The sequence below is a fragment of the Microcoleus sp. AT8-B5 genome, assembly GCF_036705565.1.
Taxonomy (GTDB): Bacteria; Cyanobacteriota; Cyanobacteriia; order Cyanobacteriales; family Microcoleaceae; genus Microcoleus.
On sequence record NZ_JAUBUY010000020.1, the window covers coordinates 33,312 to 60,295 of the forward strand.

The window sequence follows — 26,984 nt, forward strand, 5'->3', positions numbered from 1 at the left end:
GCACAAACCGCTAGCTCCTGAACTCCAACCTAAATCAATTCTAATAAATTTCATTGAGTATTATTGAACCGCGAAGACGCGAAGGAAGAATCAGGAAGAATCAGGAAGAAGTAGATAATCTTTTACGGGGAAGGGAGTAAAAGATCGATCGCACAAACTACCCTCAACTTTTATCTTGTTTCTCATCGGATGGTGGGGACTGTTTTTGCATGTGTTTTTGGCGTTCTCTCACCGCTTGTTCCAAAATGAATGCTGACAAGCCACTGATTGAACGGCGTTCCTCATTTGCCCACTCTTGAAGTAGGTCATAGATTCCTTCTCCTATCGAGGTTGATATGCGTTTAGACATTAGAGGTTAATTGTTTCTTATGTAAACCGATCGCCATTGTCGAGTATTTTAGACAATTTTGTCGAATATGCAGCATAATGCTGCTTTTGCACAGCACTATGCTGCTATTGCACGCCCCAACTGCACTCAACTCTTCTCCTGCTTGTCATCCGATGGCTGGGGCTGTTGTTTCATTTCCTTTTGGCGTTCTCTGGCTGCTTGCTCCAAAATGAATGCTGACAAGCTGCTGACTGAACGGCGTTCTTGACTTGCCCACTCTTCAAGGATTTCATAGATTCCATCGGCTAAATAGGTCGCTAAGCGTTTGGTCATAAAGGATTCATTATTTTTTAGTTTAAGCCGATCGTCATTGTGCTTTATCTAGACCATCCTGTCGATAATGGCTCATTTAAAGCATATATGTATGCTATATCTGTGCTATAGTCAAAAAGTCAAAAGCCAGCGCCGAACTTTCCGAGGGCTCGCGCTGGCTTAGGGTTCCCCAAATACAAGGAGACAATCCACATAAAAGGAGACAATTACTATGGTAAAGCCTGTGAGCGACGGCAGCGAATATAACCGCGGCTATCAACAAGCTTTGAATGATTTTGGCATCACGCAACTGCTGTCGGGTATCCGCAGCTACTCTGATGAGGATTTTGAGGCCGATCGCGCGCGCATGACTGGGCCAGAGCTCGAAAGCTTTGCGGTGTTTCTGATTCTGCGCGTCGGGGCGAATCTCAAAGGTAGTACGATCGCCCGCTACCTCAACACTCTCAGAAAAGCAAATTCTCCGACGATCGCCGATCGCCCCGCGATCGAACTCAACTCTAATTCGCGAGGGAAAACACCTGAAAAGTCAAAGGGGGGCGATCGCAATTCTTGGGCGATCGTCCGCATTTTACCGAATGCTGAGCACTATACAATTGCGCGTTTTGTCAACCGCCAAGATGCGGACGATCGGCGGAGGGCTTTGTGTCGGTTTATTCCAGGGGGTGTGTTTGAAGTTGTTATGTGCGATCGCACCTAATCAATATACCTCTCCAATAATTATTGTGGAACAGGCCGGAAAGCCTGTTCAAGACTGGCTTTTCTGGAGAGCTCTAATCAACAAAAATGACGGTGACAATTGTAGCGACTCCGCATTAAGTCCGTCGGGGGTTAAAAACCCCCGCCTCATAGCGAAAGTCCTCGCTTCCGAGGACTGAAGAGGAGAGTTAAGATTTGTGCGCGGGGGGCTAGAAACCGGGTTTTTTACGACCATATTCGTTGCAGTCGGCAGATTCGATAAAAACCCGGTTTCTTTGGTGGGAGCGCGTAATTTCTGTCTGTTTCAATTCATACCTTGCATCATTCTCGATCGATCTTGCAGTCCTCGGAAGCGAGGAGTTTCGCTATGAGGCAGGGAATTAATTCCCTGCCAGACTGCGGGAGGAGCCAGACTTTTGCAAAAAGCCCGATCGCTCCTAGTTCGCTTCTACTACAATTAAAAAGCAAACTCTCTTTACTAAAACCGATGGAAACCATCAATCTTCAATAAGAAGTCCGCAACTTAATCGATCGACTGCCTGAAAATTTTACTTGGTCTGACCTAATATCGGCAATTTATCTCAGACAAAGAATGCAATCTAAACAAAGTAAAATCAAAGATATCAAACCAGGAATATAACAAAAAACTGTCTATAAAATTGAATAATACTCACCTAAATACAGCAGATTTGGCAGCGACAAAGGACTAATTACAATTTCTGATGATTTTGACGAACCGTTGGAATTCTTGCCATCACCGTTGGTCGAACGCTTGAAAAAGCTAAAGAATTGACTAAAGTCTTTGCTGAAATAGATGAAATTATTGCGAAAATTGAAAAATAACTTCAGACTGATGAACCTCATAGCTTTAAATCATGACTTTTATGAATACAGCTTCTGAATAATATGAATTGACATAACAGCGACTTAGTTATTTAATTATAATTATTTTGCTCGGATCGAAGCATTCAAAAACAGCAAGTAAAAGTATAATACGCCTAAGTCCAAATTCAGATGCGTATTCTATTAATCGTCAGTGGTGAATCATGAAAAGAATGAAACGAATTATTAGCAGTGTTTTGGTTTTGGGTGTGTGTATGACTCCTCTGACTCTGCCGGTGATGGTGCAACCGAGTTGGGCGCAAAGTCAAAATGCAGAGCTTGAAAAATTAAAGCAACTCATAGAGCAAGCAAGGCAACAGCAACCGCAACAAGCAATAGAAACATGGCAGCAGGTTTTAGCCACTGCACGACAATTTAAAGAGAGACAACATGAAGCTCTAGCACTCAATAATATTGGTGCAATGTACGCCGGTATAGGACAAGTGCAAGAAGCATTGAAATACTACAAACAAGCTTTATCAATTTGGTGGGAAGTGGGCGATCTCAACTCGGAAGCTATTACTTTGAATAATATTGGTGAACTTTACAAAAGCATTGGACAACTGCAAGAAGCATTGAAATACTTGAAGCAAGCTTTCGCAATTTTGTGGGCAGTAAACTATCGGGCGATTGAAGCTCGTACTTTGACTAATATTGGTACAGTGTACAAAACGATCTCGCAACCGCAATCAGCGTTGAAATATTTTAACCAAGCTTTACCAATCTGGCGGCAAGTGGGCGATCGCAACGGCGAAGCTGTTACTTTGAGTAATATTGGTGGAACCTACCACAGTATTGGACAACCGCAAGAAGCATTGAAATACTATAACCAAGCTTTACCAATCTGGCGGAAAATGGGCGATCGCGCGGGGGAAGCTACTACTTTGAATAATATGGGTTTAGTGTACCACAGTATTGGACAGCCGCAATCAGCATTAAAATACTATAACCAAATTTTACCAATTAGGCAGTCAGTGGGCGATCGCAAGGGGGAAGCTACTACTTTGACTAATATTGGTGGAGTATACAGCACCATTGGAGAACCGCAATCAGCATTAAAATACTATAACCGATCTTTACCTATTTGGCAGGAGGTGGGCGATCGCAATGGGGAAGCTCGTACTTTGAATAATATAGGTGGAGTGTACCTCAGCATTGGACAACCAGAAGAAGCATTAAAATACTATAACCAAGCTTTACCAATTTTGCAGGCTGTGGGCGATCGGATGATAGAAGCTCGTACTTTGAATAATATAGGTGGAGTGTACGCCAACATTGGACAACCGCAATCAGCATTGAAATACTATAACCAAGCTTTACCAATTCTGCAGGAAGTGGGCGATCGGATGATAGAAGCTACTACATTGAATAATATAGGTGGAGTGTACCTCAGCATTGGACAACCGCAATCAGCATTGAAATACTATAACCAAGCTTTACCAATTAAACGGGAAGTGAACGATCGTGCGGGGGAAGCTACTACATTGAATAATATTGGTGCAGTATACGCCAACATTGGACAACCACAGGAAGCGTTAAAATACTATAACCAAGCCGTACCAATTCTGCTGCAAGTTGGCGATCGCAATGGGGAATCTACTACATTGAATAATATAGGTAGAGTGTACCTCAGAATTGGACAACCGCAATCAGCATTGAAATACTATAACCAAGCTTTACCAATTAAACGGGAAGTGGACGATCGTGCGGGGGAAGCTACTACATTGAATAATATTGGTGGAGTGTACCACAGTATTGGACAACCAGAAGAAGCATTAAAATACTATAACCAAGCTTTACTAATTAAACGGGAAGTGGGCGATCGAATGATGGAAGCTACTATTTTGAGTAATATTGGTGCAGTTTATCAAGATACGATGCAACCAACTCAAGCGATCGAAAATTTTCAGCAATCTGTCCAAATTACCTTAAAAATACGAAAGGGTTTACAGCGAGAAAACCGCCAAAAGTTTTTAGAAGGTGAAAGAGGAAGCGCCGTTGCACTTGTTGACATCCTCATCGATCAAAACCAACCCGATCGCGCTTTTCAATGGATCAACATCGCCACCACAGCCGATCTCGCCGACTACACCCGCTTAATTGACGCCAAAGTTGCCAACCCCGAAGCACAAAAAGCCATTGACGAGTGGAATCAAAAAAATCAACAACTCCAAACGCTTCGCCGCCAACTCGAAGACAATTTCTCCGAAAATCTCTCCCGACAAATGCGAGAATTAGAAACAGAAGTCAACCGCCAAGCAGAACAAATTTCCCGCAGTTTCCCAGAAGTCGCCGAACTATTTGAAACCACACCCAAAGACATCGCCCAACTGAAAGCAAATATCGCGCCAGATACCGCTGTCATTCAACCCGTCTTGCTGACAAATATCTCAGGTGTCCCCAATACCGTCGCCCTATTTGTCTTGACAAAAGACAGTTTAAGTGTTAAAAAAGTTCCGATCGCTCCCGAAGAATTCGACAATCTCCTCACTCAATACCGCAAAGAAGTGCAAGATATTGGCGAAACAAACTTCACCGTAACAGGCAGCAAACTTTACGAAATCCTGATTCGTCCGATCGAAGACCAAATTAAAGCTATTTCCCCCAAACAATTGAGCATCATCGCCACGGAAAAACTACGCTACATCCCCTTTGAAACCCTGTATGACAAACAAACAAATGAATTCCTCATCCAGAAATATCCCGTCAACTATCTCACCCGCATTTCCACCAGAACAATTCCCGATTCAACTTCAAAAGGTGGAGTCTTAGCATTAGGAAATCCCGTCCCTCGTCCACCCCAAAATTTACCCGGTTCCGAAGCAGAAGTCAGAAATATCGCTCAATTATTGTCAGGAAGTTCAGCTTATATCGGCAATGACGCCACCCTCGATCGATTCAAAACTCAAGCGCCCCGCTTTCCCTTTTTACACCTCGCAACTCACGGCTGTTTCCAACCGGGAGGCTGTCAAAATTTGGGCATGGAGGAAAATACATTGCTGTTTGCTGACAGTCAATTCAATATTCGCGATGCCGCCTTATTAGGATTGCAAAACACCAGACTCATCACTTTAAGTGCTTGTGAAACTGCCATACAAGCGAATTCCAACGGTGAAGAAATATCGGGAATGGCCTATATATTTGAGCGTGCCGGCGCGCAAGCTGTGATGGCGAGTTTGTGGAGTGTTGATGATTCCGCTACTAAAGATTTGATGGTTGAATTTTATCAAAATATCAATAAAGGGATGAGTAAAAATGATGCTTTGCGGCAAGCTAAGTTGAGTCAAATTGAGCGGCATCCGTTTTATTGGTCGCCGTTTATTTTAATTGGGGATGCGCGGTAGTTATAGAAGCTGACAATTGATAGTTTACAGTAGCTTTAGGGTGTTTCGCTATTAAAAATCCCAAATGAGAAATGGACAATTTCATAGCGGCGCACCTGATAATATTCGTTGAATTGCACGCGATCGCATTCTGTCGTTGGGTGGGGCGGGTTTATGTAGATTGTTGGTTGGAATTATAAATTGTTGGTGAACCCGCCCCTACAAGCCCCCACAAAGCCAAGCCGCCGCCCCTTCCCCTAGCCGCAATTATCCCATCTTCTACCAGAAAATATGCAAAAAATGCCTGCTTCCCCACACTCAAACTAAAAAATTCCGCCTCCCGCGCTTCTCCACCGCGAATAAATCCTTGATACACAGTTTTACCCAACAATTTCACGGTAATTCTGGTAAAATCAAAAGCTAAAATATTTTTATTAACCAAAAACTTAGTCGGCCCGGAAAGAGTTAGTGCGATCGCCCCAACTTGCACCGAATTCTCCACCCTGCCGGTTTCGCTAGGCGCTTCCCCTTCAGCCACAGCTTGGGCCGAATAAGCAATTTGAATTTTCGCAATCCACTCAGGGATGTAACGTCCGGCACCCAACACAATCCCCGCTTTTTGTCGAGTCTTTTTCGTGCCGGTGATAAAGCAGAGTTGCCAGTTGCCGATTAATTGCTCGAAAGAATAGCGAATTTTATTTTTTTTCGCGTTTTTCTCAGCTTCTAGGAGGGCGGCGACTACGGCGTCGGGAGATGGTTTAGAATTAGATTTAGCGGCTTGTTCTAGAATTGATATGTTTTCCATTTAATATACAAACCAGTTTTATTGTTGGTAACAGAGATAATATTAGCTGAAGTAGCGGAGAAAAACATGGTTGCGATCGCCCCCACAGACACAGAAATCATCGTCATCGGCAGCGGAATCGGCGGCTTGACTTGCGCTGCAATGCTTGCCCGCTATGGCTTTGATGTTGTCGTTTGCGAAAGCCATTCGATCGCGGGCGGGGCCGCCCACGGTTTTGAACGCGACGGATTTCGCTTCGACTCCGGGCCCTCCCTGTACTCAGGATTATCCTACAGCCCGTCTGCCAATCCGCTGCGGCAAGTTTTGGATGCGATCGGCGAAAAACTCCCCTGCATCACCTACGATACCTGGGGTTGCTGTTTGCCAGAAGGCGATTTCGACACATCCGTAGGCGCGAGTCAATTTGGCGAAGTGCTCGCACAACTGCGCGGCGCCGAAGCAGTCGCCGAATGGCGGCAACTCCAGCGCATCATGGAACCCTACGCCAAAGCTGCCACAGCCTTGCCCTCCCTGGCTTTGCGCTTCGATTTAGGCGCTGTTTTTACCCTCGGCCAATTTGCGCCGGCTTTCCTGCAAAGTGCTGGCGACGCGATCGCACTTGCAGGCCCTTTCAGCAAAATTATGGACAAAAATGTCAAAGATCCCTTTGTCAGAAATTGGCTGAATTTGTTGTGTTTCCTGCTGTCTGGACTTCCCGCCGACGGAACGATCGCAGCCGAAGTCGCTTTCATGTTCGCCGACTGGTATCGCCCCAATGCAGTTTTGGACTATCCGATCGGCGGTAGTGCAGCTTTGGTAAATGCCCTGGTACGCGGTTTAGAGCGCCACGGAGGGCAGTTGCTGCTAAATTCCCACGTTGCAGAAGTTTTGGTGGAAAACAACCGGGCTGCGGGCGTGCGGCTGCGATCGGGCAAAATAATTCGATCGCACAAAGCCGTCGTCTCCAACGCTTCCGTTTGGGATACCCTGAAACTGTTGCCTGAAACCTCTGTCCCGCAAAGGTTTCGGCAACAGCGGCAGGCGACGCCAGAGTGCGACAGCTTCATGCACCTGCATCTGGGAATAGATGCTGCCGGAGTGCGATCGGACTTGGCTTGTCACTACATCTTCGTCAAAGACTGGGAAAAGGGCGTTTGGGCCCCTCAGAACGTCGTTCTCGTCTCGATTCCCTCCCTCCTCGACCCCCACCTCGCGCCTCCGGGAAAGCACGTCATTCACGCATATACCCCCGGAAACGAGCCTTACGATTTGTGGCAAAAGCTCGATCGCAGCAGCCAAGAATACAAACTGCAAAAACAAGCGCGCGCCGAGGTAATGTGGGAAGCCTTAGAAAGAATTGTGCCCGATATTCGATCGCGCTGCGAAGTCACCTTAGTTGGCACACCCCTAACCCACGAACGGTTTTTGCGCCGCCATCGCGGTTCCTACGGACCCGGAATTCGGGCGGGTAGTGGCTTGTTTCCCGGGCCGAGAACGCCTTTACCGGGGTTGTTTTGCTGCGGAGATTCGACGTTTCCGGGAATTGGTTTGCCGGCTGTTGCTGCTAGCGGTGCGATCGCCGCCAATACGATCGCACCTTTGGACAAACATTTAGAATTGATTCGGGAAGTTATTAATTAGTTGTTAAGCTGCTACGCATCTAAATTGAATACAGAGACGGGCAGGATGCCCGTCCCACAGGAATTGTAGAAAAATTTACTGTCAAATTAGATGCACAACAGTTTATTAAACATCTCCCATAATTATTGTGGAACAGGCACTGTGCCTGTTCAAAACCTGCTTTTTAGGAGATGTCTATTAGTTATTAGTTATATCGTTTCCGGTTGCATCGGAATGATTTAACCACAGAGGGCGCAGAGAACGCAGAGGGAGAGAATATAGAGATGAATACAGGACGATGCTACGGGATTTGATATTATTTGTTAACGTAATTATTGAAGGGCTTTCATAGCGAAGGATGCGAACCCAAGAGTAAACAATAATTTGATTTAGTTAGTAAAATGTGACCGATATCTGTCAGCATAGAAATAGATAGTTCGATCGCAAAGAGGCCACCGTGCAACCCGTAGACTTTACAACTTTAACCGCAGCTTGCAGCGAACTGCGAGCCCAATGGCTGCCAGCGCGCTTAGAACAAGTCTACCAGCGCGATCGATTTACCGTGTCCCTAGCCCTCCGCACCATGAAAGGGCGCGGCTGGATTGACCTTTCCTGGCATCCTGTGGCCGCCCGCATCTGCGTCGGCGACCCCCCGCCCCGCATTCCCGATACCTTCACCTTCAGCGAACAACTGCGGCACCAACTCAGCGGTTTAGCCTTAGTTTCCATCGCCCCTGTTTCCTCCTGGGAAAGAGTCATCGACTTGCAATTCGCCAAACGCCCCGGCGAACCAGCCCTCTGGCACCTGTACGCCGAAATCATGGGCAAATACAGCAACGTCATCCTCACCGCCCAAGATAACCTCGTTGTCACCTGCGCCCACCAAGTCAGCGCCAAACAGTCCACCGTCCGTCCCATCCAAACCGGGCAACCCTACGAAATGCCCCCGTCTTTGACCGATGCAGTGCCGAGTCTGAGCGAATCTCAAAACCGCTGGCAATCACGAATTAGCCTGGTTCCCGGACAATTAAAGGGCAATCTGTTGAAGAATTACCGAGGGATGAGTAAAGCCTTAGTTTTGTCAATGATTCGATCGGCTTCTTTAGACCCCGAACAATCCACCGACAGCCTCAATCCCGACGACTGGCAGCAACTATTCCAACGCTGGCTATACTGGCTGCAATGCCTAGAAAACTCCAAATTTCACCCAAGTTTTACCCCCGAAGGCTACACCGTCATCGATTGGCCGACACCAGAAAATCACAATGTAGGGGCGGTGCCCCCGTGCCCGCCCTCTGATTCTTCTTCGGTTCAAGAATTACTTAACAGCTACTACACAGGCGAAATCAATCAAGAAGTATTCGCGCAACTGCGGCATCAGCTTACCCAAAAACTCAACAACGTCCTAGCCAAACTGCGCCTAAAAGCCAACACATTTAAAGAACGTTTACAGCAATCAGCAGACGCCGACACCCACAAATCCCAAGCCGATTTGCTGATGGCCAATTTGCAGCATTGGGAACCGGGAATGAAATCGATTTCTCTCCCCGACTTTGAAACCGAGAAACCAGTGATCATTTCCTTAAACCCGGAAAAAAACGCCGTTCAAAACGCTCAAGCCCTCTACAAAAAACACCAAAAACTTAAAAGAGCTCGCATTGCAGTAGAACCTTTGTTAGCCGCCGTACAGGAAGAAATCGACTATTTAGAACAAGTTGAAGCCGCACTTTCGGTATTGGAAACCTACCGCAACACCCAAGATTTGCAAACCCTCGCCGAAATCCGCGAAGAACTGATCCAGCAAAAATATCTAGACGTACCAGATTACCGCAGTACCGACAAAAATGCTGCGATCGAATTTCACCGCTACCAAACCCCCAGCGGCTTTGAATTATTAATCGGGCGCAACAACCGCCAAAACGACCAACTCACTTTTCGCACCGCCAACGACTACGACTTATGGTTCCACACCCTAGAGATTCCCGGAAGCCACGCTTTGCTGCGTCTCAAACCCGGTACAGTTGCTGAAGAAACCGATTTGCAATTTGCCGCCGACATGACTGCTTACTACAGTCGCGCGCGCCACAGCGAACAAGTCCCCGTAGTTTATACAGAACCGAAATATGTATACAAGCCGAAAGGTGCTAAACCGGGTATGGTTGTATACAAGCAGGAGCGAATTGTCTGGGGTAGACCGCAGCAAGCCCCGGCTTGATTTATACAAAGTGTGTGAAGGGTCGATCGGCAATCGAAACCTCGTTTTTAGGCAAAATAAACGGTTTGGAACCGATAAACCTACGCAGGAACCGGGTTGTTGAACCTAGGCTTAATTATACAAAGTGACCCCAAGGGCGATCGTCCCCTAATATCAAATCCGGTAGCATCGGAATTATTCATCTCTGTATTCTCTCCCTCTGCGTTCTCTGCGCCCTCTGCGGTTAAATCATTCCGATGCAACCGGAAACGATATCAGAATTTATATTCGCCTGTAATGTAAAGTTTTATTACAGAAAATTAAATTTTGTTGTTATAATACCCCTTAAGAGAGATGATGTTTCTGTTAGAACCCTTTGCAAAGAAACGTGCAACTTGGGTTTCCTCACTGTGAGAACAACACTGTGGGAACACAACGGATTTAACTATTTGTGCAGACCAGCTTTTGCTAAAGCTGGTCGTTTCTGTTTAAACCCTAAACCCCAACTCAGACAATTTTAGATTTGCGATTTTAGATTTTAGATTAAAACCGCCAATCTAAAATCTAAAATCTAAAATCTAAAATCGATGTGGGCTGCTCCTAGAAAGTAAACGTCGTTCTGACAACCCCAATCACCAAATCAGAATTATTCTTATTGTGGTCAGGAGCAGTCAGCCAAATCAGACCAGGAGTGATAGAAATATTATCGCTCAACTTAAACTGATAGAAACCTTCAAGGTGCAGCGAAGTATCCTTATCTTCCGGCAAAGTCCGATTAGTAGAACTCGTCACCCGCGGCTCCATACCTACAACAATCCCCGCCACATTTCCTTCTTTCAACAAATCAGGAAAAGCCAAAGTAACTGCCCAGTTCCAAATTTTTTGATCGCCCCGCTGCACAGAACCCGTAGGAGTACCCAAGTTGGATAAAATGCGCTGATTAGTGTAACCAGCCCAACCGCCAATTGCAAATCTCCGGTTCAACTGCCACGAAGCTTGCGCGCCGTAGGAATTGCTAGAAACTGGCACATTGCTATCGCTGTCGAACCCGAAGGAACCGAGACGCTGCGGAAAATTAGAAGCATTGCTGCCGGTATTGGTAATTAAGTTGTAGGAATTAACGTAAGTTAAACCTAAAGCCATGCTGTCGCTCGGTTTGAAAGTCAACTGAGCCAAACCGCCGTAAGAACCGTTGAACAAACCGTTACCCCGCGTCGGGTTCGCGGGGTCGCCGGTCAAATACCCCAAACTAACCTCTAATTTTTCCCCAAACTGATGCCGCAGAGCGATGCCAGAACCACCAAGCAAATAGTAAATTGGGTTGCGAGTACCGAAGTTAGAAAGAGCGCCGTAGCTGCCGTCTCCGTCAAAGTAAGGGTTGACAGTGTTAACAAAATCATCAGCAGCGCCGGCATTAGCTTCGAGAATTACAGTCGTGCTTTTGCCTAGAGGGAATTGGTAAAGCAGCGCATCTAAAGCTACTATATTGTTAGCCTCGCCAAAAGGCCCGACATTAAACCGCAATTCCCCTTCAGCAGTTTTCGTATTTTCCGTAGAAAACGCACCCAAATTTAAAACTTGTAATCGAGTTCTCAGCAAATCTTCTCCTGAGAAACTCGTGTCGAAATTGATACGAACCCTGCTACCAAAAGCCGTGGTTCGATCGGCTTCGCGACCCTCGGCATCATCTCCCCTGGCGATACCGGCCAAACCAAATATCACTTCGCCGTTGAGTTTAGTCGTAGTTGAAAACTGATTTGCTTCTAATTCAGAGGCGCGCGCTTCCAAAGCATCGACGCGGCCGCGCAAAGTTGCCAATTCCGCCGCAAATTCTTCTTGCAACCTTTGCACAGAAGCCAAATCTTCTCGCGTCGCCAGACTTCTGGAACCGCCTTGAATCAGCTCGCTAACTTTATCCAAACACGCATTTAAACCTGCTGCAAACTCGTAGCGAGTCATCGCCCGGTTGCCGCGAAAAGTGCCGTCAGGATAGCCAGCTATACAGCCGTAGCGCTCTACTAGGGATTGCAAAGCTTGGAATGCCCAATCGGTTGGTCGAACGTCGGAAAGTTGCGAAACAGAGGTTACTTGGCCGGCCGCATCTTGGCTGCTACTGTCTTCGGCGCTGTATTGGTTGATTTGTTCTAAAACATTTGACTGTGCTTGAGGTTGGGCACTTGGCTCAGTCGATTGGGAAATCTGCTCTTGGGCGCTTAAATTAGCCGGTGTAGTGGCGGGTTGCGTTTCGCTTAAGTTTGCGGGCGCGACTGCGGGGATTTGCTCCGCGACTGGTTGTTCGGCACTTAAATTTGCGGGCGCGACTGCGGGTTTGGTTTCGCCTAAATCTGCTGCAACTGCGTTTTCGGGTGCTTTTGCTTGTTCGGCAACTGGGGCGATCAAATCGTTAGTGAAGCCCTCGTAGAGGTTCGCACTTTCTTTCTCAATAGTTTCAACAGTCGATTTGCTCGCTAGCGACGCTGGTTCGACTGTCTCAGGCTTTGCCGTCTCAGACTTTGCCGCCTCGGTTGCAGCACCAAATTGCAATTGATGAGCTTGATCTGTGGTGGCAATTTCTACAGGTTGCTCTGCTGCTAGCGCCGTCGAAGATACGACTAAACTTGCTGCCAATACAGCGGGACTAACTAAAAGTCCCTTCCACAAAAATTTGGACATTTTTTCCTTACACCACATTGAGCCGATCGCCCGTTCCGAAGATTTAGGCGCCAGCAAATCACCTTCAATATTCTGCCTAATAGTATTTCTTGTCAACAATCGGGGAAATCACTGCCGGAGAGTCCTGTTTTGCTGTGGCTGATTTCACAAAAACCCCGTTTATTCCCAAAATCCTTGGTTTGACTCACCGAAGAGCACCATTCTCAAGAACAGGCATCTTGCCTGTTCCACAAAGAGTGAATTTTCTTGTGGAACAGGCCGAAAAGCCTGTTCCTAAACAAGTAATTGAGAATGGTGCAACATCTCAGTTGGAAGATACGTACATAGAAACCTGGTTGATGGCGGGATATTGCGTAAGTGATCCCTCAGTAAGACTAATATTGACAGCACTGGCGCTAACAAATCATTTGATCGGCTACAAATACAAGTGAAACAACTCAAATACGCCCTAGTTCACGAATGGTTGACGCCCTTAGCTACTGGCGGTTCAGAACTCGTAGTACAGGAAATCCTCAAACACGTAGACGAGGCAGATATCTATGCCCTCATCGACTTTGAATCAGCCAATCCCGAAAGCTATCTTTTCGGGCGACAGATTGGCACAACTTTTTTGCAGCAGTTTCCCAATGCCCGCAGCGGCGTCCAAAAATATTTGCCGTTTCTGCCGATCGCGATCGAACAACTAGATCTGCGAGAATACGACATCATCCTCTCCTCATCCCATGCCGTCGCCAAAGGCATCCTCAGCAGTCCCCAGCAAATGCACGTCTGCTACTGCCACACGCCCATGCGCTACGCTTGGGACTTAACTTTTGACTATTTGCGTAGCAGCAAAGCCGGACGGGGTATCCAGGGGCTGCTGACGCGATATTTGTTGCATCGACTGCGGCAGTGGGACGTAATTTCCGCCAATCGCGTTGATTATTTCATCGCTAACTCTCAACACACTGCGCGCCGAATTTGGCGATGCTATCGGCGGCGGGCCCAGGTGATTTATCCCCCGGTAAATATCGAGCGATTTTCCTTGATGCGGCAAAAACAAGACTTTTACGTCACCGTTTGTCGGTTGGTAAGTTACAAAAACGTAAGTGCGATCGTCCAAGCATTCAATCAACTCGGGCATACTCTCATTGTCATCGGCACCGGGCCAGAATTAGAAATGATTCGGCAAATCGCCAAACCCAACGTGCAAGTGCTCGGCTGGCAGCCCGCCTCCATCGTTGAAAAGTACATGGCAGAGGCGAAAGCCTTTGTCTATGCAGCTTGCGAAGATTTTGGCATAGCTTTGGTAGAGGCTCAAGCTTGCGGAACACCGGTAATTTCCTATGCTGCAGGGGGCGCTTTGGAGACAGTGCTCGACATTCGCCAACACCCAGAGACAGGGACTGGTTTATTTTTTTCCTCCCAAACCGCAGCATCATTAGTCGAAGCTGTCGAGGAATTTGAGCAGTTGCAAGGCAAATTTGAGCCAGAAATCAGCAGGTTGCGCGCTGAACATTTTGCCCCCGATGTCTTTGGGCAGCGCTATCTAGCTTTTGTGGAAGGCTGCTATCAGGAATTTCAATCCCGTGATTTTACCGAGTCTGGGGCTTGAGAGTGCCAGAACCCCATAGCGGGACAATCTTCCTTCTGCCTTTGTATAAGTGCCTTCAGAAGACCTCTGCATCAGTGCCTTGTGCCTTCTTCCTTCTGCCTTTTGAAGCCATCTTCCTTCTTCCTTCTGCCTTTTGAAGCCTTCTGAAGGCAGAAAATTGAGTATTGGCAACATAATTGAGAGAACAAAGCGTCTTGAGGCTTTATGATCAGGACTGTGTGTGGTGTGAAGTGAAGGAGTAAGATGACTGCCGACAGCCAACTAATCTCCGGCAAGGTAATTCGAGCGATCGCAAGACGCGGTTTTGGGTCTGTCCTGCAAGGAGATAGACGCATAAGTCGTTCTCTACAGAGCCTCGACGGAGAACTTTTCAAGCGGTTATTTGACATCCTGTTTTCCTTATCGGTTCTGATCCTGTTTGCTCCGGTTTACCTGCTTTTGGCTTTCTTAATCGCCTTAAGCTCGCCCGGTCCTATTTTTTACGTACAGGAACGAGTAGGCAAAAACCGTAAAAGGTTTTATTGCCTTAAATTCAGAACGATGGTGGAAAATGCGGACGATATATTGCTGGAAATCATGGAAAATTCTCCGCATTTGCGTCAAGAGTTTGAGGACAATTTCAAGCTGAAACAAGACCCTCGAATTACCTGGATTGGAAGATTTTTACGAATGACCAGTTTAGACGAGTTTCCCCAGTTTTGGAATGTTTTAAAAGGAGATATGAGCGTCGTCGGGCCCAGACCTTTAGTTGAAGAAGAACTGCCGAGATACGGCAATCACATCAACAAAATTCTCACCATAAGACCTGGAATTACAGGCTTGTGGCAAGTGTCCGGTCGCAACGACATTCCCTATCCCCGCCGAGTCCAAATCGACCTCTATTACGCAAATGACAAAAACCTTTGGATGGATATGTGGATTGTTTTCAAAACAATTGGAGTTGTGATTTTTCCCAAAAATAACGGCGCATATTAATTTTTGTCCGCAGTCAGCAATCGGTAGTTAGTTTTATTTGTTACTGACCACTGATGCTGACTACTGACAATCAGCGACAAACTCTTTGTCAAAACTAAACAGTTCCTAGATGCCGATCGCAGAATTGTGAGCTTAACTAAAGGGGCAAATACTTAAATAAACCTACCTCTTATTCATCTAGAAATATCAGTTATTCTAGATAGACTACTTTAGGTTTAGGTGTTAAACTTAACTCTATAACCTTTGGCTTAAGGGGGATAGCCTACTTATCTTGGGATAGCCGACTACCCAACAGCGTAGGAAGTAAACTTCAACTGGCTTTAGGTAACTAAAGTTAAGTTTGAGTAAGTTTTATAAAGCAGTTTGACAATACGGTCGGCAGGGAGCAACAGCCTCTGCCAAAAAATTTATTGTAAATTAACACAGCCTGTCAAAGGAAAATCAGATGACGCAACGTAAGCGAGCGCTAATAACAGGTATTACAGGTCAAGACGGCTCCTACTTGAGCGAATTACTGTTAGAGAAAGGATATGAAGTTCACGGCATTATCCGGCGCAGTTCTAGTTTCAATACCGATCGAATTGACCACATCTATGTCGATCCCCACAGCGAGGGTGCGCGCCTGTTTCTACACTACGGCGACTTGACGGACGGCACCACTCTCCGCCGGATATTGGAAGAAGTTCAGCCGGTAGAAATTTATAACTTAGGCGCTCAATCTCACGTTCGAGTCAGTTTTGACTCGCCGGAATATACGGTTGACACAGTAGGGATGGGAGTATTGCGGCTGCTAGAAGCAATTCGGGACTATCAGCACCGCACCGGCATAGAAGTGCGGTTCTATCAAGCAGGTTCTTCGGAAATGTTTGGTTTGGTGCAGGAAGTTCCGCAAAAAGAAACAACTCCTTTTTATCCCAGAAGTCCTTACGCCTGCGCCAAAGTTTACGGTCACTGGCAAACAATAAATTATCGCGAATCTTACGGACTTTTTGCCTGCAACGGCATTTTGTTCAATCACGAATCTCCCCGCCGTGGCGAAACTTTTGTAACTCGCAAAATTACTCGCGCCGTGGCCAGAATAGTCGCCGGCAAGCAGAAAAAGATTTACTTGGGCAATCTCGATTCTAAGCGAGATTGGGGCTATGCTAAAGACTACGTGCGGGCGATGTGGCTGATGCTACAACAAGACAAGCCTGACGATTATGTCATTGCTACCAACGAGACCCATTCCATTAAAGAATTTCTCGATTTGGCTTTTACTTACGTCAATTTAGATTGGCAAAAATATGTGGAGTTTGACGAACGCTACTTGCGGCCGGCAGAAGTCGAACTGTTGATTGGCGATTCGACTAAGGCGCGCCAGCAATTAAATTGGGAACCTTCTGTAACTTTTCAGGAGTTAGTGCATTTAATGGTAGATGCTGACATGAAAGCTTTAGAGGAGCAAGGTCGAGGTTCGGGCAACGGATTTGATTAAGCTGCTACATCAAGCCTTCAGTGCGAACAATTTGTCGGGGTAGAACCCCCGTGTCTACCCCTTTGGCTAAAGGCGCGCACCGGAGGATTGCCCCTGCACAAAGTTCACAACTGATGAGAAGATTGTTAAAGCTATTAGCCCGCGATCGGCATTCAAAGAACCAGCTTAATTGCTCGCCAAATTTTAGGCTGTGCGGGCTAAAAAAAACATTAAAATGATAGTTGAGGAGTCGCGACCCGTATATCTAACTTTCGGGTGTGCACGGCGCAAATTGTCCCTATCGGGTGCAGCTAAAATAAATTTGTGGGCAACCTCATCCTGTAGCTGAAAGCTTTTTTTGCTAAAGCAACAATTTTAGAATTGAAATTGTCGATCGACCTTTATTCAAAATCCCGAGGCTAAAATTATGACAAGCTTGGATTTAAGCAGCAAACGCATTCTAGTCACGGGCGGCGCCGGTTTCTTGGGCCGTCAGGTAATCGACCAGCTAGTAAAAGCAGGGGCCGATGCTGATAAAATTTCTGTAACTCGATCGCGCGACTGCGACCTCCGCGTCATGGAAAACTGCAAGCGCGCCGCCGACCAACAAGATATCATCATTCACCTCGCCGCCCACGTCGGCGGCATCGGCTTAAACCTAGTCAAACCCGCTGAATTATTTTACGACAATTTGATGATGGGCGCGCAACTAATCCACGCCGCCTACGAAGCCGGAGTCGAAAAATTTGTCTGCGTCGGCACGATTTGCGCTTATCCCAACTTGACCCCAGTTCCTTTCAAAGAAGACGACCTCTGGAACGGCTATCCAGAGGTAACTAACGCACCTTACGGAATTGCCAAAAAAGCCTTATTAGTGCAACTGCAATCCTACCGCCAGCAGTACGGATTCAACGGTATCTACTTGCTACCAGTAAATCTGTACGGCCCGGAAGATAACTTTGACCCGAAAAGTTCCCACGTCATCCCCGCATTAATTCGCAAAGTCTACGAAGCGCAAGAAAGGGGAGACAAAACACTGCCAGTTTGGGGCGATGGCAGCCCCAGCCGCGAGTTTTTGTATTCCACAGATGCCGCGCGGGGAATTGTGATGGCAACGCAATCTTACAGCGAATCTGACCCGGTTAATTTGGGAACGAATAGCGAAGTTAAAATTCGCGATTTAGTGGAAACGATTTGCGAATTGATGGGATTTGAGGGAGAAATTGTTTGGGAAACAGACAAACCGAACGGTCAGCCGCGCCGCTGTTTGGATACCCAAAGGGCTAAGGAAAAGTTTGGTTTTGTGGCGGAAGTGAAGTTTAAGGAAGGGTTGAAAAGTACGATTGAGTGGTATCGACAACACGCCGCGTAAGTGTGAAAAGCCCGGTTTCTTGAAGAAACCGGGCTTTTTTTAAGAATAATACTAAATGCGAGTTAGAAACCTCATTTATAAGAGTCGGAGGTTGCCACCTATCCTACAGGAACCCGTCCCCCTTCTGGCCCTAAGAAATTATACAAATTCCGATGAAAATTCACTGACAATAGTCGGCAGCAGTGCCGTGTCCCTAATGCTGTGTCCTGTATTTCATCCGAGTGAAAACTGCTATAATACAAATACCTCGACTGAAATCATCGACAACTGAATTTTGGGAAAGCCAATGATTGCCGATCGCACGCACAATTATATCTCACCGGAAGAGTATCTGAAGTTAGAAGAACTCAGTCCGCTCAAACACGAGTATATTCAGGGCGAAATCTATGCAAGGGCTGATGCAAATGATGCTCATGTGACGGTGGCGGGCAACTTATGTACACTTTTGAGAAATCATGTTCGGGGTAGTGGCTGTCGCGTTTATATGTCCGACATGAAAGCTAGGATTGAATCTAAGAATATTTACTACTATCCTGACGTGATGGTAACGTGCGATGAACGGGACAAATCATCTCAATCTTTTAAAAGATATCCTTGTTTAATTGTCGAGGTGTTGTCTAATGGTACGGAAGGATTCGATCGGGGCGATAAGTTTGCTGACTATCAAGAATTAGAAACGCTGCAAGAGTATGTGTTAATTAGCCAAAAACGTGAGCGGGTAGAGTGTTTTCGCCGTAATGCTGAAGGGTTGTGGGTTTTGTATTCCTATACTCAAGGCAGCGAAATTCACTTGGCTAGCGTAGATTTTCGCACAGGTATTGATGCTATCTATGAGGATGTAATTTTTACTAAGGAAGATTCAGGAACAGATGTTGATGAAGTGCGATCTAGGGGATAAATAATTAAAATCATCAAAGGAACTAATAATTACAATGTTATCCCCCGCACAAAACCTCGTCGAACAAATCAATGATTGGGAATTTATCGAGTTGTGGGTAGATCCGATTGTTTTCCCGCCTCGGATTCTGATGTTAGTGGGTGGCAAAAATGGTAAGTGTTGTATTTACGAGCCATCGGCGAATTATAAACCGCTGTTTTTAAGTTCAAGTTACGATGAGGCTCACTCGTGGCTAGTGGAAGATGAATATGAGCGAGTTGATGGTAGGCTTTTATCCTCGGAAATAGTTTGAGACTGTGATATTATGAGGGCGATCGCGCCTCGGTTCAGGAAGGGCGATCGCTTTTTAACTAAGGCTAGGGTAAACTCAATCGCCAGTTTCTGGTTTAATGACTGAATGAGTACCATTAACCGCGAAAAGAAGCAATAATAATCATATTATTGACCACACAAAATCTCACAACACAAATCATGGTTGATTCCCTGAAAAGCTGGGGAAATCAAGTTAAAATGCCACAATCAAACCGCCGATAATTTGTAATATCTGGATGAGAGCCTCAATAGACAATCCCAGTGAACCCGCCAACGACCCCATCGCCGTCGCTATTTGAGTAACACCGGCGCCTGAACTGATTAAAGCTATCAACTGGCTAATAATTTGAATAACAGCGGCTACGTCAGCAGCAAAGCCAAACAGAGCCGCAACAGAAACTGCTCCAAATTTGAGAGCTTCGAGTAGTCCCGTTAGCTGCGCGATCGCGTCTGGGCCTTGGGTGTGAATGTAATCTAAGATTTGTGCAATTGCTGCTACGAGTGCATCCATACTTCTTGCCTTTTAGGGTAAAATGTTTGCGATAAATCAATACTCTTAGTCAACTAACTGAAAAAGCCGTTCAAAAAATAGTCGGGTTACTTCAAACCAACTCAAATCATTTCTCATATCGATACGATGCAAAAAAACGGCTATTTATTAGCTTTAACCAGTGATTTTTCTGACAATTCTTCTATGCTTATCAATGACATTAGCAACCTCTTTGACTGTCTCCTTTTGTTCTTGCGACAGCGGACATTTTAGCTTAGGTTCTCTTTTGGGTTGGTCAGCCATGAGCTTAAGACTCCAATGTTTTGCTATAGTTTATTAGCGGAAAATTATCGCTTATATTTGGATAATATCATTATATTCACAGTGATGTCCAGTCAGAAAACGTCAGAAAATGTAAGTGGTTGTACCTGACGCTAACTGTTAAAAAAAATCAAATGTTGCCATCCATGTCATAAAATGTCATAAAATAGCAGGTATAATAAGCAAAACCCCTAAACTTAAGTCACCGATGGACGTTAAAGAAGTCTTGAGATTTGCCGATGACCTGGTTTTCGCTAAGACGGGAGAACATTTGGAGGATTTGCAAGAAGCTATCCTGGGGGGTGTATGGGAAGGTCAAAAATACTCTCAAATCGCAGAAGCATCGCATTGTAGCGAAGGTCACGTCAGGAATGTAGCTTCAAAATTATGGAAGCGTTTATCAAATGTATTGGGTGAAGAAATTACTCCATCGAATTTACGCTCGACACTTGAGAGACGACAATTATTCATCATTTCATCAAATTCGGGAAACGATTTTTTTATTGGTAATGTCAATGTCTGTAAGGATAGTCAATCTTCAGAAGTTCCAAAAACCCGATCGCCCTCAACCCCCACCTCAGACACCTCCCAACCTCAAACCCGACTAGACTTAGCAGACGCACCTCATATTTCATTATTGTCCGATTCGCCTGATGGCGATAGCTTCGCTTCACGCACATCCGAACTCGCCACCCTGGAAAAATGGATCGTCCAACAAAAGTGCACCCTCGCAACAATATCAGGACTCAGCGGCATCGGCAAAACCGCACTTTCCCTCCACCTCATCCCAAAAATTCAGCATAACTTTGAATACGTCATCTGGCGAAGTCTCCGCCACTCCCCACCTTTAGAAACTACCCTAAAAAATCTCCTAGAATTTCTCTTAAATAAACCCGAAATCGAACTCCCTACCAGCATTCCCGATCGACTTTACCTGTTAATGGAATATCTGCGAAAAAACCGCTGCCTCATTATCCTCGACGACGTGCAAGCCATTTTGGGTAGCGGACAATTAGCAGGAAATTACCGCCGAGAATGCGAAAATTACAGCATCCTATTCAGACAAATCGGAGAAACAACCCACAACAGTTGTTTAATCCTCAACAGTTGGGAACCACCCAGAGAAATTACCGCGTTAAAAGGAGAAAAATCACCAGTTCGCAGCTTACAAGTCAAAGGCATAGGTGCAGCAGCAGCAGCCGAAATTTTCCAGCAAAAAAGTTTACTCAATCCCGAAACATGGGAAAACCTAATTAACACCTACCGAGGCAATCCATTGTGGTTAAAAATAGTCGCCACCACCATTCAAGAAATATTCCGAGGTAGGGTTGCAGAATTTTTGAAATATGATATGCTATTCTTAGGGGAAGAATTGGCAGCAACATTGCACCCACAGATAAATCGTTTGTCAGAATTAGAAAAAAAACTAATCTGCCGCCTCAGCCGCGAAGCAAATTCAGTTTCAATAGAGCAATTGCTACAAGATGCCAATTTACCGCCCTCCGACTTATTTGACGGGCTGCAATCTTTGGGGAGGCGATCGCTCGTTGAAATAGAAGAACAGGAGAATGAAACGCTATTCAGCGTTTGTCCTGTGGTGAGACAATATGTGCTCTCAAATCCAGTTGGTTGATACTTTCCGACAGTCCGACAGTCCGGCAGTCCGGGAGTCCGACAGCCCGACAGTCCGACAGCCCGACAGTCCGGCAGGGGTTGAAACCCCTGCCTCAAAGCTAAAGTCGGTTAAAACCGACTACAGAGTGTAATGAAAACGCAATTAATTGTAGTCCTCTTTTAGAGGACTTTCGCTATGAGACAGGGGTTTTCAACCCCTGTCGGACTCGAAGTCAAACGAGAGATTCGATCGCAAATATGAATACTGCTGAACCTTCATTAACTAAAACCGAATGTTGATACTTTTTGACAGTCCGGCAGTCCGGCAGGGGTTGAGACCCCTGCCTCAAAGCTAAAGTCGGTTAAAACCGACTACAGAGTGTAATGAAAACGCAATTAATTGTAGTCCTCTTTTAGAGGACTTTCGCTATGAGACAGGGGTTTTCAACCCCTGTCGGACTCGAAGTCAAACGAGAGATTCGATCGCAAATATGAATACTGCTGAACCTTCATTAACTAAAACCGAATGTTGATACTTTTCGACAGTCCGACAGTCCGGCAGGGGTTTAAACCCCTGCCTCAAAGCTAAAGTCGGTTAAAACCGACTGCAGAGTGTGATGGAAACGCAATTAATTGTAGTCCTCTTTGAGAGGACTTTCGCTATGAGACAGGGGTTTTCAACCCCTGTCGGACTGGAAGTCAAACGAGAAATTCGATCGCAAATATGAACACTGCTGAACCTGCATTAACTAAAACTGAATTAAGAAAATCGCTCCTCCACACCCGCAAATCCCTATCAGGACAAGAATGGACACAAAAGAGCACGAGCCTCTGCAATCATCTGCAAAACTCGCCCCTATTCACCCAAGCAAAAACAATCCTCGCCTACTTCAGTTGTCGCCAAGAACCAGATTTAAGTCCCCTATTTGTAACTCCCCGCAAATGGGGATTTCCCCGCTGTGTCGGCAAAGAGCTATCCTGGCACATCTGGCAGCCCGGAGATGCTTTACATACTGGAGCTTATGGCATACTCGAACCCCTGCCGGATGCTCCTAAAATAGACCATTCAGAAGTAGATTTAATGCTCGTACCCGCAGTAGGCTGCGATGTTCGCGGCTATCGCTTGGGCTACGGCGGCGGCTATTACGATCGAATGCTCAGTTTAGCTGAGTGGGAATCAAAAGTTACGATCGGCATTATCTTTGAATTTGCCTCGATCCCCCAGCTACCAGTTGACTCCTGGGACAAACCGCTGTACGGAATTTGCACGGAAAGCGATTTGACAATCGTAGACCAAAAATCTTAAACGGGCCTAAACAAATTAATTTTCCGCAATTATGCCTATATCCTCTTAATCTAGAATCTAGAATCTAAAATCTAAAATCTAAAATCTAAAATAGTATGGCCCAGCGCTACGTTCGAGTTAAAACAACACAAGGACACATCCATTACGGTTTACTGCAACTCAGTCACAGCGTTCAAGTATTTGATGCACCGCCCTGGTTAAAAGGACAACCAACCGATTTGGAACTTTCACCCGATACTTACCAAATTCTCGCCCCGTGCTCTCCCTCAAAAATTGTAGCCGTCGGCAAAAATTATGTCGATCACGCCGCCGAGATGGGAACCCCTGTACCGGAAGAACCCCTGCTGTTTTTCAAGCCTCCAAGTGCTGTCATCCATGCTGGTGGAGCGATTCGTTATCCGCAGCAGTCGGAAAGGGTAGACTACGAGGGAGAATTGGCCCTGGTAATTGGCGAACATTGTACCAACTGCACTCCCGAACAAGCACACAGCAAAATTTGGGGCTATACCATCGCCAATGACGTAACAGCCAGAGATTTGCAAAAGCGGGACAACCAGTGGGCGAGGGCCAAAGGGTTCGATACATTTTGTCCCTTGGGGCCTTGGATTGTCCGCGAACTGAGTCCTGCTGCACAATTGCAGACTTTTGTCAATGACAGCGAGCGACCGGTACAGTCATCCCAGATCGATCGCATGGTATTTTCCCCAGACTTTCTCGTCTCCTACATCAGTCAAATAATGACCCTAATTCCCGGCGATGTCATACTGACTGGAACGCCGCAAGGGGTAGGGCCGCTACAAATAGGCGATCGAGTCCGCATCGAAATTGAAGGCATCGGCAGTCTTGAAAATACAGTAGTTGTTAGTCATTAGTCATCAGTCATCAGTCATATCATGTCCGGTCGCTTCCCTCCGCTTCGCTTCGCCCCAAATCAGGTAGGGGCGGGTTCACCCACAATATCTGCCAATAATTGACAATCTCAAAAACCCGCCCGGCCGGGATATTATCGTCAATCGATCGGACATGATATCATTAGTTATTAATTAGGTAAGTGCAAAAACAACAATGTCTTTTAGGAGCTTCTAGGGCCGTGTTTAGCGATGATTTGCGCCCTGGAAAGAGTTAACCATTTCACGCACGCGCCCTCTCCCTACTAATGACCAATGACCAATGACCAATGACTGATTTATCGTACCTGCATATAAACAGCATCCGAAAGCGGAGGAATCTCTGCATAGCGTCCCAAAAGCGACTGCACGACTGCATAGACAAATGCAGCAAAAGCGCCCAAAAACACCATGTTATACAGAGTTTCCGCAATAAATGCGACTTGTAAGCCGTTAGAAAAAATCGGCAAAACCAGACCGCACAGCATCAAAACAATGTCTAAAAGAATCGCCTGCATCGCATTAAAACGAATGAAGTGACTGATGTTTTCGTTTCTAACTACTCCTAAATACAGAGCAAAGAAAATAACCAAGCTAGCAAAGGGCAAACTATAAATTTGCATCAAAGGAGCTAGCGGTATCAACAACAGTTGCAGCACAGGAAACTGTGTAAACAGAAACCTGCCAAAGGCCAGCCCGTCAACCAACGGGAGCAAATAAGGCAAAGAAGCAAAAATCCGGTCTGTAACAGTTGTAGACCCGCGCCAAGTCATAATGAACTCTCCTGAGTCGATCGGTGAACTATTAATTCCATTAAACTCAGGATAACGCAGCAGCAGGGTTTGTGTTTCGACTCTGCCGGAACTTGCTTTTCACTCAGCAGGGAGCAGCCCCAACTACCAGATGCAGGCTTTTTTATTTAATATTAGCGATCGTGAAGCCCATTTGACACTCGTACCGATCGGGCAAATTTTCCGTAGGTTTAGCAACTGGATGTCCACAGCGAAGCTCTCCACCACTCCAGCGCGGTTGGCCAGTGCGATCGGCCAGCAAACAACTTTGGCAAACACACTGAGGGGCAAGCATCTGATTTTCCATTAAAATGACTAACATTTGATACCTCCGGCAGGTTTCACACCAGTAATTTCATTGTATGTCAGGAGTTGGGGACAAACCGCTTAACCTGAACACAACGTAATATTTATGTCAATGGTGCGAAATCCGTAGTACGGTATAAGATCCCCAATTCCCAATCCCAAAATTGTCAAGAGGTTGATTATTGTGACGGACACTAACTTAGAATTCCTTTCCAAAACCGATCCGCTCATTGCCGATTTAATCGGGCAAGAGCTCCAGCGGCAGCGAGACCACCTAGAACTCATCGCCAGCGAAAACTTTACCTCCGCAGCAGTAATGGCCGCTCAAGGCTCAGTGCTGACCAATAAATACGCCGAAGGACTGCCAGCAAAACGGTATTACGGCGGCTGCGAATTTATTGACGGCATCGAGCAAATCGCGATCGATCGCGCCAAACAGCTATTTGGAGCCGCTCACGCCAACGTCCAGCCCCACTCCGGCGCTCAAGCCAACTTTGCAGTATTTTTGAGCTTGCTGGAACCCGGAGACGGAATAATGGGCATGGATTTGTCCCACGGCGGACACTTGACCCACGGTTCGCCGGTCAACGTATCCGGCAAATGGTTCAAAGCTTATCACTACGGCGTCAGCCAAGAAACAGAACAGCTCGACTACGACGAAATTTTGGCACTGGCCAAAGAAAACCGACCGAAATTGCTAATTTGCGGCTATTCAGCATATTCGCGAATTATCGACTTTGAGAAGTTTAGAGCGATCGCCGACGAAATCGGAGCCTACCTGCTCGCCGACATCGCTCACATCGCCGGGTTAGTCGCCACAGGACACCACCCCAACCCCCTCCCCCACTGTCACGCAGTCACCACCACTACTCACAAAACCCTGCGCGGCCCCCGTGGTGGCTTGATTATGACCAATGACCCGGAATTAGGTAAAAAGTTTGACAAAGCAGTTTTCCCCGGCACTCAAGGTGGGCCATTAGAACACGTCATTGCGGGCAAAGCAGTAGCTTTCGGCGAAGCATTAAAGCCTGAATTTAAAACTTATTCCGGTCAAGTAATTGAAAATGCGCGCGCTTTAGCGACACAGTTGCAGCAGCGGGGTTTAAAACTCGTTTCCGGCGGCACGGACAATCACTTAATGCTAGTTGATTTGCGATCGGTAAACATGACAGGCAAACAAGCCGACCAATTAGTCAGCGGTGTGAATATTACTGCTAATAAAAATACCGTGCCTTTCGATCCGGCATCGCCATTTGTCACCAGCGGTTTGAGACTCGGTTCGCCGGCGATGACCACCAGGGGAATGGGAACAGCAGAATTTACCGAGATTGGCAATATTATCGCCGATCGCCTGCTAAATCCAGATGATGAAAGCGTTGCAGCCGACTGCCTGCGTCGAGTAGCAGCACTGTGCGATCGCTTCCCCTTATATCCCCACTTGTACTTGAAAGTGCCGGCATTAGCTTAATTTTCCTGATCTGCAACGGGAAATTGGTAGTTGGAAGTGTACGGGTAAAAGGGTTAGTCGATTTTAGATTTTAGATTTTAGATTTTAGATTTCTTCTCGCATTGAATCTGGGGGATTGAACTAGCATCTTAAATTTTGGGATCGACCATCGATTGTATCGGGGGCTTGTAACCGCTTTGGGGCGGATATAAAGAGCAGGAAAAGATTGAGAGTTGCCGGTAGCGATATTGACAAGCGGTTTTCACCAAAAATATCGATCGCCAATACGGTTTTTAGTAAAGATATTTGTCGGGCGGGGCTGGTTTGACTAACGGTATTTGTCGGTTGCGAAAGATACCGTTCAACTGGGCCCGCTCGCCAA

At 46.3% G+C, this 26,984-nt stretch carries 23 protein-coding genes; 15 read left to right on the forward strand and 8 right to left on the reverse strand.

What is annotated here, in order from left to right; translation table 11 throughout:
- Positions 1–163 precede the first annotated feature (163 nt).
- Together QUB39_RS30630 and QUB39_RS15440 are read right to left on the reverse strand one after the other, a co-directional pair.
- Positions 164–349: a ribbon-helix-helix domain-containing protein gene (locus tag QUB39_RS30630; protein WP_333054657.1), complete on the reverse strand. Its 186-nt coding sequence runs from the start codon at positions 347–349 to the stop codon at positions 164–166.
- Between the two features lie 126 nt (positions 350–475).
- Positions 476–661, reverse strand: coding sequence for a ribbon-helix-helix domain-containing protein (locus QUB39_RS15440; protein WP_333054658.1), 186 nt, complete (start codon positions 659–661; stop codon positions 476–478).
- Positions 662–872: 211 nt separating this feature from the next.
- Here QUB39_RS15440 and QUB39_RS15445 point away from each other — a divergent pair, with 211 nt between their 5' ends.
- On the forward strand, positions 873–1,358 hold the full coding sequence (locus tag QUB39_RS15445; RefSeq protein WP_333211769.1) for a hypothetical protein: 486 nt from the start codon (positions 873–875) through the stop codon (positions 1,356–1,358).
- A 650-nt stretch (positions 1,359–2,008) separates the two neighbouring features.
- Here the strand turns inward: QUB39_RS15445 and QUB39_RS15450 are convergent.
- On the reverse strand, positions 2,009–2,221 hold the full coding sequence (locus QUB39_RS15450; protein ID WP_333211771.1) for a hypothetical protein: 213 nt from the start codon (positions 2,219–2,221) through the stop codon (positions 2,009–2,011).
- A 182-nt stretch (positions 2,222–2,403) separates the two neighbouring features.
- Here QUB39_RS15450 and QUB39_RS15455 point away from each other — a divergent pair, with 182 nt between their 5' ends.
- Positions 2,404–5,583, forward strand: a complete 3,180-nt coding sequence (locus QUB39_RS15455) for a tetratricopeptide repeat protein (RefSeq protein ID WP_333211773.1) — start codon at positions 2,404–2,406, stop codon at positions 5,581–5,583.
- Between the two features lie 151 nt (positions 5,584–5,734).
- On the opposite strand, the gene QUB39_RS15460 is transcribed toward QUB39_RS15455, so the two are convergent.
- Entirely contained in the window at positions 5,735–6,367 is a 633-nt protein-coding gene (locus QUB39_RS15460; RefSeq protein ID WP_333054661.1) for a hypothetical protein, read from the reverse strand.
- Positions 6,368–6,433: 66 nt separating this feature from the next.
- On the opposite strand from QUB39_RS15460, the gene QUB39_RS15465 reads away from it, so the two are divergent.
- Both QUB39_RS15465 and QUB39_RS15470 read left to right on the forward strand, forming a co-directional pair.
- A complete protein-coding gene (locus QUB39_RS15465; protein ID WP_333485086.1) occupies positions 6,434–7,987 on the forward strand; it encodes an NAD(P)/FAD-dependent oxidoreductase in 1,554 nt (517 codons plus the stop codon).
- A gap of 436 nt (positions 7,988–8,423) precedes the next feature.
- Positions 8,424–10,181: an NFACT RNA binding domain-containing protein gene (locus QUB39_RS15470; protein ID WP_333054662.1), complete on the forward strand. Its 1,758-nt coding sequence runs from the start codon at positions 8,424–8,426 to the stop codon at positions 10,179–10,181.
- Positions 10,182–10,760: 579 nt separating this feature from the next.
- Here the strand turns inward: QUB39_RS15470 and QUB39_RS15475 are convergent.
- Positions 10,761–12,833, reverse strand: a complete 2,073-nt coding sequence (locus tag QUB39_RS15475) for an iron uptake porin (RefSeq protein ID WP_445299486.1) — start codon at positions 12,831–12,833, stop codon at positions 10,761–10,763.
- A 134-nt stretch (positions 12,834–12,967) separates the two neighbouring features.
- Here QUB39_RS15475 and QUB39_RS15480 point away from each other — a divergent pair, with 134 nt between their 5' ends.
- The 7 genes from QUB39_RS15480 to QUB39_RS15510 all read left to right on the forward strand — a co-directional run bounded on the left by QUB39_RS15480 (position 12,968) and on the right by QUB39_RS15510 (position 19,420).
- Entirely contained in the window at positions 12,968–13,264 is a 297-nt protein-coding gene (locus QUB39_RS15480; protein ID WP_333262198.1) for a hypothetical protein, read from the forward strand.
- Entirely contained in the window at positions 13,261–14,427 is a 1,167-nt protein-coding gene (locus tag QUB39_RS15485; RefSeq protein WP_333054665.1) for a glycosyltransferase, read from the forward strand. The genes QUB39_RS15480 and QUB39_RS15485 overlap by 4 nt, the downstream gene beginning before the upstream one ends.
- A gap of 243 nt (positions 14,428–14,670) precedes the next feature.
- Positions 14,671–15,402, forward strand: a complete 732-nt coding sequence (locus QUB39_RS15490; RefSeq protein ID WP_333054666.1) for a sugar transferase — start codon at positions 14,671–14,673, stop codon at positions 15,400–15,402.
- Between the two features lie 445 nt (positions 15,403–15,847).
- Entirely contained in the window at positions 15,848–16,879 is a 1,032-nt protein-coding gene (gene gmd / locus QUB39_RS15495; RefSeq protein WP_333054667.1) for a GDP-mannose 4,6-dehydratase, read from the forward strand.
- 406 nt (positions 16,880–17,285) lie between these two features.
- Entirely contained in the window at positions 17,286–18,230 is a 945-nt protein-coding gene (locus tag QUB39_RS15500; protein ID WP_333208374.1) for a GDP-L-fucose synthase, read from the forward strand.
- Between the two features lie 286 nt (positions 18,231–18,516).
- Complete coding sequence (locus QUB39_RS15505) at positions 18,517–19,128, forward strand: Uma2 family endonuclease (protein WP_333208373.1); 612 nt, start codon at positions 18,517–18,519, stop codon at positions 19,126–19,128.
- A gap of 34 nt (positions 19,129–19,162) precedes the next feature.
- Positions 19,163–19,420 carry a hypothetical protein gene (locus tag QUB39_RS15510; protein ID WP_333208372.1) on the forward strand — a complete coding sequence of 86 codons (258 nt, stop codon included), beginning with the start codon at positions 19,163–19,165 and terminating at the stop codon, positions 19,418–19,420.
- Between the two features lie 213 nt (positions 19,421–19,633).
- On the opposite strand, the gene QUB39_RS15515 is transcribed toward QUB39_RS15510, so the two are convergent.
- Positions 19,634–19,951: a hypothetical protein gene (locus QUB39_RS15515; RefSeq protein ID WP_333208371.1), complete on the reverse strand. Its 318-nt coding sequence runs from the start codon at positions 19,949–19,951 to the stop codon at positions 19,634–19,636.
- A gap of 508 nt (positions 19,952–20,459) precedes the next feature.
- On the opposite strand from QUB39_RS15515, the gene QUB39_RS15520 reads away from it, so the two are divergent.
- The 3 genes from QUB39_RS15520 (at position 20,460) to QUB39_RS15530 (ending at position 24,043) form a co-directional block, all read left to right on the forward strand.
- Complete coding sequence (locus QUB39_RS15520; protein ID WP_333208370.1) at positions 20,460–21,884, forward strand: NB-ARC domain-containing protein; 1,425 nt, start codon at positions 20,460–20,462, stop codon at positions 21,882–21,884.
- Positions 21,885–22,589: 705 nt separating this feature from the next.
- The gene (locus tag QUB39_RS15525) at positions 22,590–23,171 is read left to right on the forward strand and encodes a 5-formyltetrahydrofolate cyclo-ligase (protein WP_333208369.1); all 582 of its coding nucleotides are present in this window, start codon (positions 22,590–22,592) and stop codon (positions 23,169–23,171) included.
- A gap of 95 nt (positions 23,172–23,266) precedes the next feature.
- Entirely contained in the window at positions 23,267–24,043 is a 777-nt protein-coding gene (locus QUB39_RS15530; protein ID WP_333054674.1) for a fumarylacetoacetate hydrolase family protein, read from the forward strand.
- A 314-nt stretch (positions 24,044–24,357) separates the two neighbouring features.
- On the opposite strand, the gene QUB39_RS15535 is transcribed toward QUB39_RS15530, so the two are convergent.
- A complete protein-coding gene (locus QUB39_RS15535) occupies positions 24,358–24,831 on the reverse strand; it encodes a Tic20 family protein (protein WP_333054676.1) in 474 nt (157 codons plus the stop codon).
- Positions 24,832–24,973: 142 nt separating this feature from the next.
- Positions 24,974–25,171 carry a hypothetical protein gene (locus QUB39_RS15540; protein WP_190739976.1) on the reverse strand — a complete coding sequence of 66 codons (198 nt, stop codon included), beginning with the start codon at positions 25,169–25,171 and terminating at the stop codon, positions 24,974–24,976.
- 168 nt (positions 25,172–25,339) lie between these two features.
- On the opposite strand from QUB39_RS15540, the gene glyA reads away from it, so the two are divergent.
- A complete protein-coding gene (gene glyA, locus QUB39_RS15545) occupies positions 25,340–26,623 on the forward strand; it encodes a serine hydroxymethyltransferase (RefSeq protein WP_333208368.1) in 1,284 nt (427 codons plus the stop codon).
- Positions 26,624–26,984: the final 361 nt, after the last annotated feature.

Coding starts and splice junctions, on each gene's coding strand:
- gmd (WP_333054667.1), top strand. CDS start 15,848: ATGACGCAACGTAAGCGAGCGCTAATAACAGGTATTACAGGTCAAGAC.
- QUB39_RS15510 (WP_333208372.1), top strand. CDS start 19,163: ATGTTATCCCCCGCACAAAACCTCGTCGAACAAATCAATGATTGGGAA.
- QUB39_RS15445 (WP_333211769.1), top strand. CDS start 873: ATGGTAAAGCCTGTGAGCGACGGCAGCGAATATAACCGCGGCTATCAA.
- QUB39_RS15500 (WP_333208374.1), top strand. CDS start 17,286: ATGACAAGCTTGGATTTAAGCAGCAAACGCATTCTAGTCACGGGCGGC.
- QUB39_RS15505 (WP_333208373.1), top strand. CDS start 18,517: ATGATTGCCGATCGCACGCACAATTATATCTCACCGGAAGAGTATCTG.
- QUB39_RS15455 (WP_333211773.1), top strand. CDS start 2,404: ATGAAAAGAATGAAACGAATTATTAGCAGTGTTTTGGTTTTGGGTGTG.
- QUB39_RS15450 (WP_333211771.1), bottom strand. CDS start 2,221: ATGAGGTTCATCAGTCTGAAGTTATTTTTCAATTTTCGCAATAATTTC.
- QUB39_RS15460 (WP_333054661.1), bottom strand. CDS start 6,367: ATGGAAAACATATCAATTCTAGAACAAGCCGCTAAATCTAATTCTAAA.
- QUB39_RS15490 (WP_333054666.1), top strand. CDS start 14,671: ATGACTGCCGACAGCCAACTAATCTCCGGCAAGGTAATTCGAGCGATC.
- QUB39_RS15525 (WP_333208369.1), top strand. CDS start 22,590: ATGAACACTGCTGAACCTGCATTAACTAAAACTGAATTAAGAAAATCG.
- QUB39_RS15540 (WP_190739976.1), bottom strand. CDS start 25,171: ATGTTAGTCATTTTAATGGAAAATCAGATGCTTGCCCCTCAGTGTGTT.
- QUB39_RS15520 (WP_333208370.1), top strand. CDS start 20,460: ATGGACGTTAAAGAAGTCTTGAGATTTGCCGATGACCTGGTTTTCGCT.
- QUB39_RS15530 (WP_333054674.1), top strand. CDS start 23,267: ATGGCCCAGCGCTACGTTCGAGTTAAAACAACACAAGGACACATCCAT.
- QUB39_RS15465 (WP_333485086.1), top strand. CDS start 6,434: ATGGTTGCGATCGCCCCCACAGACACAGAAATCATCGTCATCGGCAGC.
- QUB39_RS15440 (WP_333054658.1), bottom strand. CDS start 661: ATGACCAAACGCTTAGCGACCTATTTAGCCGATGGAATCTATGAAATC.
- QUB39_RS15475 (WP_445299486.1), bottom strand. CDS start 12,833: ATGTCCAAATTTTTGTGGAAGGGACTTTTAGTTAGTCCCGCTGTATTG.
- QUB39_RS15535 (WP_333054676.1), bottom strand. CDS start 24,831: ATGACTTGGCGCGGGTCTACAACTGTTACAGACCGGATTTTTGCTTCT.
- QUB39_RS30630 (WP_333054657.1), bottom strand. CDS start 349: ATGTCTAAACGCATATCAACCTCGATAGGAGAAGGAATCTATGACCTA.
- QUB39_RS15515 (WP_333208371.1), bottom strand. CDS start 19,951: ATGGATGCACTCGTAGCAGCAATTGCACAAATCTTAGATTACATTCAC.